Origin of the sequence: Dehalobacter sp. DCM (genome assembly GCF_024972775.1) — a bacterium.
GTDB lineage: Bacteria > Bacillota > Desulfitobacteriia > Desulfitobacteriales > Syntrophobotulaceae > Dehalobacter.
Genome location: NZ_CP092282.1, coordinates 3,384,777 through 3,396,791 on the forward strand (window position 1 = coordinate 3,384,777; position 12,015 = coordinate 3,396,791).

Annotated in this window: 9 protein-coding genes and 1 tRNA gene; 5 read left to right on the forward strand and 5 right to left on the reverse strand. The window is 43.5% G+C overall.

Features of this window, described 5'->3' with window-relative positions:
* Nucleotides 1-20: 20 nt before the first annotated feature.
* On the reverse strand, nt 21-824 hold the full coding sequence (locus tag LPY66_RS15735; protein WP_337985202.1) for a methyltetrahydrofolate cobalamin methyltransferase: 804 nt from the start codon (nt 822-824) through the stop codon (nt 21-23).
* A 231-nt stretch (nt 825-1,055) separates the two neighbouring features.
* On the opposite strand from LPY66_RS15735, the gene LPY66_RS15740 reads away from it, so the two are divergent.
* Together LPY66_RS15740 and LPY66_RS15745 are read left to right on the forward strand one after the other, a co-directional pair.
* A complete protein-coding gene (locus LPY66_RS15740) occupies nt 1,056-1,988 on the forward strand; it encodes a LysR family transcriptional regulator (RefSeq protein ID WP_337985203.1) in 933 nt (310 codons plus the stop codon).
* Nucleotides 1,989-2,414: 426 nt separating this feature from the next.
* On the forward strand, nt 2,415-2,987 hold the full coding sequence (locus tag LPY66_RS15745) for a DUF2284 domain-containing protein (RefSeq protein ID WP_337985204.1): 573 nt from the start codon (nt 2,415-2,417) through the stop codon (nt 2,985-2,987).
* A gap of 239 nt (nt 2,988-3,226) precedes the next feature.
* On the opposite strand, the gene LPY66_RS15750 is transcribed toward LPY66_RS15745, so the two are convergent.
* Nucleotides 3,227-3,302: transfer RNA gene (locus LPY66_RS15750), tRNA-Ala, on the reverse strand.
* A 203-nt stretch (nt 3,303-3,505) separates the two neighbouring features.
* Between LPY66_RS15750 and LPY66_RS15755 the strand changes: the two genes are divergently transcribed.
* From LPY66_RS15755 to LPY66_RS15765, 3 genes are all read left to right on the forward strand, one after another.
* Nucleotides 3,506-4,738 carry an MFS transporter gene (locus LPY66_RS15755; RefSeq protein WP_337985205.1) on the forward strand — a complete coding sequence of 411 codons (1,233 nt, stop codon included), beginning with the start codon at nt 3,506-3,508 and terminating at the stop codon, nt 4,736-4,738.
* 196 nt (nt 4,739-4,934) lie between these two features.
* Nucleotides 4,935-6,107 carry a UDP-galactopyranose mutase gene (gene glf / locus LPY66_RS15760; protein WP_337985206.1) on the forward strand — a complete coding sequence of 391 codons (1,173 nt, stop codon included), beginning with the start codon at nt 4,935-4,937 and terminating at the stop codon, nt 6,105-6,107.
* Nucleotides 6,104-7,138, forward strand: coding sequence for a glycosyltransferase family 2 protein (locus LPY66_RS15765; protein WP_337985207.1), 1,035 nt, complete (start codon nt 6,104-6,106; stop codon nt 7,136-7,138). The genes glf and LPY66_RS15765 overlap by 4 nt, the downstream gene beginning before the upstream one ends.
* A gap of 109 nt (nt 7,139-7,247) precedes the next feature.
* Here LPY66_RS15765 and LPY66_RS15770 read toward each other — a convergent pair whose 3' ends face one another.
* From LPY66_RS15770 to LPY66_RS15780, 3 genes are all read right to left on the reverse strand, one after another.
* Nucleotides 7,248-8,114 (reverse strand): aminotransferase class IV, encoded by an 867-nt coding sequence (locus tag LPY66_RS15770; protein ID WP_337985208.1) that lies wholly within the window; start codon nt 8,112-8,114, stop codon nt 7,248-7,250.
* A complete protein-coding gene (gene pabB, locus LPY66_RS15775) occupies nt 8,115-10,391 on the reverse strand; it encodes an aminodeoxychorismate synthase component I (RefSeq protein WP_337985209.1) in 2,277 nt (758 codons plus the stop codon). It lies immediately after the preceding gene.
* A gap of 230 nt (nt 10,392-10,621) precedes the next feature.
* The gene (locus LPY66_RS15780; RefSeq protein WP_337985210.1) at nt 10,622-11,830 is read right to left on the reverse strand and encodes an MFS transporter; all 1,209 of its coding nucleotides are present in this window, start codon (nt 11,828-11,830) and stop codon (nt 10,622-10,624) included.
* Nucleotides 11,831-12,015 lie beyond the last annotated feature (185 nt).

A 12,015-nucleotide genomic window follows, 5' to 3' on the forward strand; every position in this document is an offset into this window, starting at 1 on the left:
ATGCCCATTTTCATACAACATTATTTCTTCTGCCCGAATTTGGATTCTCTGAAGGCACCGATGTATTCCATGCAGTATTCGTCCTGACCCATCAGCGCTTCTGTGGCAAAGATCATCCCTAAGAGGTCCTGATTGGTCGGGTCGATGATACCGCTGTCCATACCGGCATTCATGGCCAGTACGAGGAAAGCCTGATTGACGAGCTTCCGTGCGGGCAGATTGAAGGAGACGTTGCTGCAGCCGCCGGTAATATGAATGGCCGGGTATTGTCGTTTGATTTCTTTCATGACGTCGACGATCATATTGATGCCGTCTTCGGATGTGCAAAGCATTTCAACCAGCGGGTCGATGTGGAGACGCGAAGGGGCAATGCCGAATTCTTTCGCCCGTTTCATGATGTTGGTGAAGACTTCGAGACGTTTTTCCGCCGTCTTGGAGATGCCGCTGTCATCATTGAGCAGCGCGACGCATTCCCATTTGGTATCCGCGATGATCGGGAAAATAACGTCGATCTTGTTGCCTTCGCCGGATACGGAGTTAATCAGCCCCGGGCGTTTGCAGAACGGAATGGCAGCAACGATGGCCTGTTCATTGGGGCTATCGATGCAAATTGGGGTATCGGTCACTTCCTGAACCAGGTCGATGAGCCATTTCAGGGTCTCAACTTCGAGGCTGACATCGGTGGATGCGCAGACGTCGATGAAATTAGCTCCGGCATCGGTCTGGATTTTGGCCAGGTTGCGGATGAAATCTGCATTCTTTTCCGCGATGGCTTTGGCGACGGATGGAATCGCGCCGTTGATTTTTTCGCCAATGATGATCATGTACAAACTCCTTACTTTTTTTTATTTTACATATAGCACTCAAATTAAATAATATTCTTGAGCGATTATATTTTAAGCTTTCTATTTTCAATTATCTATTATCTTTGTTAATCGAATCATCAACCACAAGGTTGATAATTCATACTACAAACAAGATTGTAGGGTTTACTAATTGATAATTTAAACAATAGAAACTAAAATAATAAGATAACATATAATCGGAGGCATAATATGAATATTTTACAAATGAAGCAATTTAAAGTGATTGCTGAATATGAGAACATCACAAAAGCTGCTGAAATACTATTTATTTCTGCCTCTGCGCTTCATAAAGTTTTGCACTCCATTGAAGAAGAACTTGGCTGTGAACTGTTTGATAGAATAGGTAGAAATATTAAACTCAATGGTCATGGAAGGAAACTTTTATATTTTATCAATAATATTATTGATAATTACGAGCAAATTTATCAGTATTTTGATACATTTGAAAAGCCTCCCAAAACTTTAAAATGCATTATCAGCGCTACCTTTTTGAATATACTCATGTTTCGTTACTACCAGAAGTACCCGAATGCCCCTATTGCGGCAGAGATTTTATCATTTAAAAAAGCGCTTGAATTATTGCTTAATGCCAAAGCGGATATCATTTTTACCGATAATTTCAGTCTTGAAGAGGCAAACAGTAGTTTATTAAAAGAGGAAAACCAAAATATTTCGAAATTCTATTTACTAAAGAATGACCTGTATCTAATTGCGCCACCTGACAGTAAATATAAATATCTAAGTGAGATAAATCTTCAAGATTTAGAAAACGATAGATTTATTAGGGTTAATCCCTCTGATCTCAATGCGATTAATTTCAACCAATATATTGACTATATCTGCGCGCGAGAGAATGTGAGGCTAAACTATGTACATCAGTATGATTACGATCACTTTTCAAGAATTGTCAATAACACATCGTTTTTGTTCTTATCCGAATCGTTTCATGCCGCATACTACACAGAAACTCGGCTGGCCAGAAAAATCGTTAAGATTATAACAAAAAGCCAGCCGCAGGAAATATACTTGTGTTATAGAAATGACGATCCGCGTATTTTGCACTTTGTAGAATTTTTAAAGAAAGAATTTTTTTTACTATTTTACCATGCAACAAAAAAATAGTATCGACAGCGTGATGGCAGCAGGGACCCGAATAAAACTAACTCATAGAGCAGATATATGGGTCGGGCCTTGGTGACAAATGGCGTCGATTTCTATATAAGCGGGGAAATTTTTGTTTGCCCACGCATGAAATTCTTTATCTTCCGTCCATGGATAGGTAAAATGGTAATAGACTTGCGGTTAACCGTTTTCTGTATGATCATCATATAGGTATATAATCCAAGTTTTCTGATGTCAAAGGTTGTCCGGCCACAAACAAGGCATCATATACAGCGACAGCATCCTGTGCGCTTCCCGCAACTTCATAAGACAGAGACCCCCCCGCTTTTAAGGGCGGTATTGTCTGTTTGTCCAGAAGAAATATCAAAGCCCGGCTCTTTATCTCGCTTCTGCGTTAGCACAATATAACATATGGGAGAGAAAACTATGTTAGAAAAGTTATTGGAACGGGTTAAAGAAACCCGTATATTTCAATTCGGATTGACAAAACCATCCGAAATATCTTACCTGCAGGAAATAAGGGATATATGCCAGGGAAATTCATGCAGGCAATACGAGACAACATGGGCATGTCCTCCGGCCGTTGGAACGATAGAAGAGTGCAGGAATCGATGTATGCAGTATAATACCATGCTTGTATTTACGGGTAAATTCATGCTAAAAAATTCTTTTGATTATAAAGGTATGATACGTGGCATGATGGATTTCAAACAGATTGCCCGAGAATTGGAATCAGCAGTGAAGCCCTTCCTGAAAGACTATCTCATATTGTCAAATGAAGGCTGCGGCATATGTAAAACCTGTACCTACCCCCACGCATCTTGCCGTTTCCCGGAACAGTTGCATCACTCCATTGAAGGCTATGGGATTATCGTCAGTGACTTGGCAAAACAAACAGGCATTAACTACAACAACGGAGAAAACTCAGTCACCTATTTTGGTGCTCTTTTATTCAATGACACAGACATATTGGTCTGTGATGAAAATTTTCCGCTATGAAATGTGTAACTAAAAAAATGAAGACTAGTGCTCTTTCTTTACATTTATCAACTTTCAGAGCAAATTCATCAACTGTAAAATATTGAAAACCATAATCCTCCAATAATCAAGAATAATTGAAACGACACTGTTGCCTACAATTCAAATTAATTTTCTATATAAAAAGGAAGCAATTACTTTCCAATCGGAAATTAATTGCTTCCAGCCACCCGCATGAATAACGGGTTTCAGACGAATTATGGTGGAGATGAAGAGGATCGAACTCTCGACCTTACGGATGCGAACCGTACGCTCTCCCAGCTGAGCTACATCCCCACGGATAAAAATGATAAGCATTCTCATGCCACATCATTGATCTACACAACTATTATTATACTGAATTATTGTCTTTTGTGCTACAGTTAAATGATTAAATTTCCGGATTATTTACATGAAGCTAATCCACTATGTACAATAATAACAGAACGTGAACTCTAAATCACGATTCACGGATGCTATACAGAATGAAGTGATGATGCTTGCTTAAAAAGCTAAAAAAAGTCTACCCCGCCTTAACCCAGCGCAATTATCGGCTGTACTGGATAGGGCAATGCCTGTCTTTGATTGGAACCTGGATGCAGGTGACTGCCCAACAATGGCTGGTCTATACTTTAACCAAATCCGCCTTGCTGTTAGGACTGCTTGGCATTGCGCAATTTGGGCCAATTATGTGTTTTTCTTTATTTGCAGGGGTCATTATTGATCGGTATCCTAAGAAAAATCTGCTTATTTTTACGCAAATAGGGTTTATGCTCCAGTCCTTACTGCTTGCGCTCATTGTTTGGTCAGGCCATGCCTCCTATTGGCCTATTTTTATCCTTGCTCTTATATCAGGCTTTCTTAATACATTGGATCATCCCACGCGCCAATCGTTTGTCCCCGAATTAGTTGAATCTAATGATCTCCGCAGTGCCATTGGCTTAAATTCAGCAGTCTTTAATCTGGCTAGAATGATTGGTCCGGCTTTAGCCACGTTGTTCATGGTCCGTTATGGTGCCGGACTTGTGTTTTTCCTGAATGCCCTTAGTTTTATTCCAGTCATTGGCTGTCTCTATTTTATCCGGGTACAGCGACGTGACATAATACAAGCTTCGAATAAGATCCACCAAGAAGTCATCGAAGGGTTAAAGTACATCAAACAGTCACCGGTTATCTTTAGTTCGATATTATGCCTATTGGTTGTTGGGACGTTTATCATGAATTTTAATGTGACGATCCCCATCTACGCTGCGGAGGTTCTCAAGCAAGATGTCAGCGGCTATGGCTTACTGCTTACAGCCTTTGGTGGCGGTTCATTGGTTAGCGCCCTCGTTGTGGCATCCATAGCCAAGAGCAAACCGAAACAACGGCTTCTATTCGCCAGTGCGTTGATCGTCTCTCTATTTTTAATGCTTCTTCAGCCTCTGCAATTCTTTTCCTTAGCCGTCATCGTCATGGCCCTTCTTGGTTTTTTCACCATATTGTTTATGACAACGGTCAACACGACAGTTCAGCTCAATACGACGGATGCCTTACGGGGAAGAGTCGCCAGTGTTTATTCGTTTGCTTTTCTGGGTACCTCACCGATTGGGAATTTATTTGCTGGCAGTATCATGGAAAAACTCGGAGCCGGCATGGGAATATTCGTCTGCGGAGCCATATCGGCGTGCTTGATCTTACTTATTTTTATACGTATCGCGATCAAAAAGCACCAAAACACCGGCAATGGATAATACCATCCTGAGTGAATTTAAGCTATATGAGCGATACATTCTCTATGTTATAATAAATTTTTTTGAGTTATAATAAATTGGATTTGCCAAATCGGTACGCAATGATAAAATAGTAATGTTAAACGATTCATTAAACAAATTCATCGCTATGGATAAAATCATTTATTGAGAATAATAAAAATTGGAGCTAAAGAAAATGTTTGATAGTCTGATTGTCGGTTGTGGTATGGCCGGCGCTGTTGTTGCCCGAGAATTAGCAGAAAGAGCCAATAAAAAAGTCCTCGTCCTTGAAATGCGCAATCATATCGCCGGGAATGCCTTTGACCTCCTGGATAAAGACGGTATTTTCATTCATCAATATGGCCCGCACATTTTTCATACGAATCATCAGCGTGTTTTTGATTACCTTACCCGCTTTACCGCCTGGCGAGATTATCAACATGAGGTGGTCGCTGCTATTTATGGATCGCTGATGCCTGTTCCGTTTAATCTGAATTCACTTTATTTAGCCTACGATGGGGACAAGGCCGCTCGGGTCGAGCAAAAGCTGATTGCCGCCTTTGGCATGGGAACGAAGATTCCGATCTTGGAGCTTCGCCGCCAGACAGATCCTGAGCTTGAAGAACTGGCCGACTATATTTATCGCAATATCTTCTTATATTATACCCAGAAGCAGTGGGGACTCGCGCCGGAAGAGATCGACCCCTCGGTGACGGAACGTGTACCTGTCTTTATTTCGTATGATAACCGTTACTTTCAGGATACGCATCAGGGTATTCCAGCCGAAGGGTATACTGCCCTCTTCAGGAATATGCTCGATCACCCCAACATTGAATTACGCTTAGATACGGATGCACGTCAGGTGCTTCGTCTCGAATCAGGACAAGTCTTTTTCGAAGGAAGACCTTTTCAAGGTACGATCGTTTATTCAGGATCCATCGATGAACTCTATGACTGCCGCTTTGGACGGCTGCCTTACCGGACATTGGATTTCGTCTTTGAGACCCCTGCTTTAACCTGGTTCCAGCCGAAGGGCACCGTGAATTATACAGTTGACCAGGACTTCACCCGGATTACGGAGTTCAAGCATTTGACCGGCCAGGAAAAGGAAGGGATAACAACCATCGTCAAGGAATATCCCCGGTCCTATACAGGCACTGAATCGGAAACGCCTTACTACCCCATTGAAAACCCCGAAAATCGCGCGCTGTATAACCGCTACAAGTCATTGACGGAAGAAATTCCGCAATTATACTTATTGGGCCGACTTGCTGAATATCAGTATTACAACATGGACGTCATTGCTAAAAAAGCCCTTGAACTTGCTGATACGCTGGTAAGTCATGCGCAGAACGGGAGTCAAGAATGATGAAGCAACAGAAAAAACTAATCACCTTTGCTATCCCCTGTTACAATTCCGCTGCCTATATGGACCGCTGTATTGATGGCCTTGTTACACTCGGGAACGATGTCGAGGTCATTATCGTCAATGACGGCTCGTCTGACGATACCGCGAAAATTGCTGATCGCTATGCGGCGCAGTATCCGGATATCGTCCGGGCTGTCCATCAGGAAAACGGCGGTCACGGCGAATCCGTCAACAGCGGCCTAAAAAATGCAACTGGTACCTATTTTAAAGTGGTGGATTCCGATGATTGGATCGATAGCCAAGCCATTATTGATGTTCTGGATACGTTAAAAGATCTCATCAGTCAAAATGTTGCTCTGGATTTGATGATATGCAATTATATTTATGAAAAAGTTCATGAGGGCACACGTAATGTCATCAATTACAATAATATTTTCCCAAGCAATGAGATTTTCGGCTGGGACAATATGAAACGTTTTCCGCCATGGAAATTTTTACTCATGCACTCCCTGATATACCGTACGGAACTGTTGCGCGAGTGCGGTCTACAGCTGCCGAAACATACCTTTTATGTGGACAATATCTTCGCCTACCAGCCGCTGCCTTACGTACAGACGATCTATTATCTGGATGTGGATCTCTATCACTACTACATTGGCCGCCAGGATCAATCTGTCAATGAAAGCGTTATGATTAAACGGATTGACCAGCAACTCCGGGTTACGCGCATCATGTTGGAATGCCACACGCTGCCGGGCACGATTCCCAGCAGGAAACTTGCCAGCTATATGTACAGTTATTTAGCGATCATGCTGACGATCTGCACGGTATTCTTGCGGTTGTCAGGCACTAAAGAAGATTTAGCCAAAGAAAAAGCACTTTTTAAATACGTGTCAAACTGTAATAATAACCTATTCCGCCATCCATCGACGCGTTTCTTCCGACTCGTGGGAGCCCTTCCGCGTAGGTCCAGTAACAGAATAACAGTGAGCCTCTATAAAATCGCACGCAGAGTGTATAAATTCAACTAAGGTCAAAGGGGACCCGGGGAGACAAAAGGGACGTAGACTTTGTCCCCTGAAGGAGACAAAGTCTACGTCCCTTTTGTCTCCCCCCTCGTCACTCTGTCCCCTTGTGGACTTAGTCTACTGAGTTTACTGACCCGATGCGTTTACTGATGTATTCTTTCAATTGCGATACGATCTCGTTGTCGACACCAAAAGGGATATCTTCGATCAGGCGGACGGGCATGATCCCCATCAGGGCGTTTGTCAGAAATACCGCTCGAACCTGATAAATATCCTGCGGAGATATCTGATCTTCGATGAAGGGAATATGACGTACCATCGCCGCTTCTTTAATGAGCTGCCGCCGTGTACCAGCCAGACAGCCGCTTGCCAGAGTTGGTGTATATACGCCTCTGTCGCCGATAAAAAAGATATTACTGCGGGTTCCCTCCATAATATGGCCTTGACTGTTAAGCCAAATCCCTTCAAATGCCCCATTCTCCTGAACCTTTCTTAGTGCCGTTTCCGTGTCCAGGTAATCTCGTGACTTAATATCATTAAGTAATACCGGATCGGATCTTCTTTCAGAAATGTACACGACGTTGACACCCAGAGCGTAGTGTTCTTCGGTATACGGAATAGGCCGGGTACGCATGCTCCATATTACCGAATTTTTATTAACAACCCTGGCTTCAACCCGTAACGCAAAAGGTACTTCCTCCGGAACATCGGTTTCCTGAAGATATTTTTTTATTGTAGTGAGCCAGGCGGGGAAAGGAGGCATTTCTATGCCCAGAATATCTCCGCCCTTTTTCATTCGGATCCAGTGCAGATGCGGAACTTCTATCCCATTTTCACTTACCTTCATTGTCTCAAATACTCCGACACCCGCTGCTTGCTCTGTCACCGTATTTGGCTGCTGTTTATCTTTATTCAGTATGTCTGTTTTGCTTTCTTCGGTCAGTTCCGTCTCACGTGTATCATTAATGGTATCTAACATTTATCTTACTTCTTCCTCATCAAGCTTTACTCCCAAGACCTCCAACAACCGACCTGCTTTATGGATGGTCTCTTCATATTCCTTCACCGGCTTGGAATCCGCAACGATACCCCCGCCTGCGTGAATGGCTGCTGTCTGATCCTTAAGCAGCACTGTTCGAATTACGATATTCAGGTCCCACGCCCCATCAAATCCGATATAGCCGATGCTGCCGGTATAGACTCCGCGATGATAGGGTTCAAGTTCAGCAATGATCTCCATCGCGCGAATTTTTGGCGCGCCGGTAATCGATCCACCGGGGAATATTGCTTTTAACAGCTCTCCCGGCGTAAGCCTTTTTTTCAGTTTACCTTCTACTGTGGCGACTAAGTGCCAGACGGTAGGGTACTTCTCCAAAGCAAACAGCTCCGTTGTGATCACGGATCCAAACTCACAGATTCTTCCCAGGTCATTGCGTTCCAAGTCGATGATCATGGTTAGTTCTGCCCTGTCTTTATCACTATTGAAAAGTTTTGCCGCTAATCTTTCATCTTCTTCCGGTGTTTTGCCCCTCGGACGAGTTCCTTTGATCGGGCGCGTTTCGATGCGGCCATCCGGCGTTACCTGAATAAAACGTTCCGGTGAACAGGATAGGATCTGAAAATCCTTATACGGAAGAAATGCCGCAAAGGGCGCCGAATTATGATGATGGAGCAGCGTATACAGTTCCCAGGGATCACCCGCATACGGGACGTTAAATTGCTGCGTCAGATTGGCTTGATAAATATCCCCTGCATAGATGTAATCGATGACACCCTGGAGATCCTCATAATACTGCTCTCGGGTCACCGCTTTCTTCACGCCAGAAAAAGAAATTGTAGGAATTAAATCATTTGAGGCAGTTTCTGCTGAAGTAACTTCATGTACGGTTTTTTCAAACAAACCTTTCTCTTTGGATACACGCGTTTGGGGAATTTCCTCCCTTGCGATTCCATCGACATAGGCTCTGAGTTTTTCCTCCAGCTGATCCAGTCTTTTCTGGGCCAATGTCGGATCACATTCGCCGTCTGCATCAATACCGCAGGCAGTGAGATAATACCGGCCGGCGGCATGATCGAAGACAACGATGCCGTCATACCAGGCCAAACGCCATAGCGGTATCCCCGGGTCCTCTCGCTCGATTTTAGGAAGATTTTCAATCTCATCTTTTAAATCATAGCTAAAATAACCAACAGCACCGCCCGCAAAAGGAAATGGCGCAGGTGCCGCCAATTTGTATTTTAAAATGTAATCATCCAGTATGGAAAAGCAATCTTTTCCGGCAGGATAGGTCACGGTTGCTTCCATATTTCCGTCTATCGTCCGTTGATAGAAATCACCGTATGCACTGATTTTTAAAAATGGCGCTGCCCCAAAGAAAGAGTATTTCCCCAGCTCCATATACCCTTCGCCGCTGTCCAGAAAAAACGTATCCCGATCAGTTCTGAACGCCTGCAGAAGGTTAATCGGCGCTAGGCCTGTCTTACCAAAGACTGAATCGATACACTCAAAACTCCGAACTTTCCAGATATCTTCAGCCGATGCCTGTACGGTTCTCGGTATATCTTCAGTACTTTCTCCGAATCTTGCGACGGTATCGTTTCCGGAAAAATTTACAGACTGCATTTGGGAGCTGCTGTGATTTTCCTTATGCCTGCCCGCATATTCGGGACGGTTTACGCTCAGCCATTGACGGGCTGCATCAACTGCATTTTTCAGGAGCTGTAAGCCCCCTTCTGTCAGTATAGCCTCCGGATGAAACTGGACCCCTTCGATGGGCAGCTGTTTATGCCGAATACCCATCACCTGTCCGTCGCTGGTTTCAGCCGTAATCATCATGTCCGAGGGTATGCTGCTTTTCCTCAATGCAAGGGAATGGTATCGCGTCACCTTTAACGGATTAGGCAAACCCTGAAAAACCCCCTGACCATCATGGTCAATAGCGGATATCTTTCCATGAAGCGGTGTCTTGGCACGAACAACTTCCGCTCCAAAAACCTGGCCGATAGCCTGATGCCCCAAACAAATTCCCAAAATCGGAAGTTTTCCTTGAAAATAAGCGATCACTTCCAGAGACAGCGCTGCTTCATTCGGTGAGCAGGGTCCGGGCGAAATAACAATCAGCTCAGGCTGAAGTGCTTCGATCTGGTCAAGACTGCAGGCATCCGGACGCCGAACAATCACATCCTCCCCCAGTTCGCCAAAGTATTGATACAGATTATAGGTGAAGGAATCATAATTATCTAAAATAAATATCATAGCAAAATCTTACTGCTCTCCTTAGGGCATACAGCCAAAAATTCATTCCAATGACTATTTGCATAAAATTTTAATATATTTTCGTAGTAACATTAAACTATTATACAAAAATAACGCTGTTAGTAAAGATAATATAACATAGAATATGGTCGTATACAAAAGTATTTATAATAAGCAAGTGACGTACAGACCTACCCCATGAAATGTCTTTTCACTTAAAGAGCGTTATACTAGAGCCCAGAGTTTTTTTGCGGCTGCTTTATCATACGACCGTTTTGAAGAAGCTTTACTCTCTTATTTTTATACAGATATCCGATATACAGGACAATAAGCACGATGATAAACAAGGAAGAAAACAGGTACATGTTGAAGAAGCCATAATGGGAGGAAAAGATGCCGAGCATCGGCGCCCCGACAGCATACCCCAAATCCATTGACGATAGAAACGTTCCGTTTGCGCTTCCTTTACGAGACGGGTCCGGCGTTGAGACTGCCCAGGCCTGAAGCGAAGGATGAATGGCCCCATATCCAAATCCATAGAGAATCGAGGACACAACCAATGGCAGCGTCGTTCTGGCAAAAGCGAGATTGATGAACGCTGCGATCATACAGGCAGCACCCACCAAAATAATTTCTCTATGGCCTCTCTTATCATAGATCTTGCCCAGAAATGGGCGGGTAATCATACTGATCAGACTGAACCCGATAAAATAAATCCAGATATGCTCGTAATGAATCACCCGTGCATACAAGGCCATCATCGATACCATGCCGGCGGCTGGCAAAATCATCAAGAATTCGAGAAAGGATGGAAAAACGGCACTTCGTTCAATGATATGCGCTAATTTCAGCGTCCGATCATCGGAGCGTTGGGTTAAAGTTATTGCCGCCATAGGAAGTATAATCATCCCGCTGGCTGTCACCAGCGAAACCGACGTCATGATGACGGCTGAAAAGCCGTATATTTCCATCAATACCAGTGCAACAATCGGGCTGAAGGCGATAGAAATAATGGTTGTCAGCGAAAAATAGCCCATTCCGCGTCCAATATAGTTTTTTGGGATAATTTTGGACACAGCCGTTGTAATTGCTGCTGATGCCAGTCCCCAACCAATACCCTGCAGCATACGAAAGAGGATGATCCCCTTAGGAGGTAAAAACATAAAAAGGAATGTTGTCACAAACATCACCAAAAGTCCGGTAACGGCGATCGGTTTTTCTCCTAAAACATCACTGATGTTCCCCCCGAACATCCTAAAGATCAGTGACGTTACAGAAAAACACCCAATGGTCAGGCTAGCTTCCAAGCTGCTGCCACCAATTAACGTGGTATGGAGTTGAATAACGGGCGACAATAGATAGAATCCAAAATACAAAAATAAATTGGCCAGTAATAAGAGTATGTAACCTTTGGTCCATAATCTGTTTGATTCCGTCATTATCTGATATGCCTCCAATAGTTGCTCTCAGATCTATTATACTACAGCTGATCAGACCGCTCGTAAATAATTGCACGATGTTTACAACAAATATTGAATATATACATAATTTTACTTTTAATTGACATTCCGCTGCTCTCGTCCAATAATTAAATTGTACTACTGTCAAACGCTGTGAATTTCTG

Bases quoted from the DNA above. Each gene is read 5' to 3' on its own strand.
- LPY66_RS15735 (WP_337985202.1), bottom strand. From the start codon at position 824: ATGATCATCATTGGCGAAAAAATCAACGGCGCGATTCCATCCGTCGCC.
- LPY66_RS15740 (WP_337985203.1), top strand. From the start codon at position 1,056: ATGAATATTTTACAAATGAAGCAATTTAAAGTGATTGCTGAATATGAG.
- LPY66_RS15745 (WP_337985204.1), top strand. From the start codon at position 2,415: ATGTTAGAAAAGTTATTGGAACGGGTTAAAGAAACCCGTATATTTCAA.
- glf (WP_337985206.1), top strand. From the start codon at position 4,935: ATGTTTGATAGTCTGATTGTCGGTTGTGGTATGGCCGGCGCTGTTGTT.
- LPY66_RS15765 (WP_337985207.1), top strand. From the start codon at position 6,104: ATGATGAAGCAACAGAAAAAACTAATCACCTTTGCTATCCCCTGTTAC.
- LPY66_RS15770 (WP_337985208.1), bottom strand. From the start codon at position 8,114: ATGTTAGATACCATTAATGATACACGTGAGACGGAACTGACCGAAGAA.
- pabB (WP_337985209.1), bottom strand. From the start codon at position 10,391: ATGATATTTATTTTAGATAATTATGATTCCTTCACCTATAATCTGTAT.
- LPY66_RS15780 (WP_337985210.1), bottom strand. From the start codon at position 11,830: ATGACGGAATCAAACAGATTATGGACCAAAGGTTACATACTCTTATTA.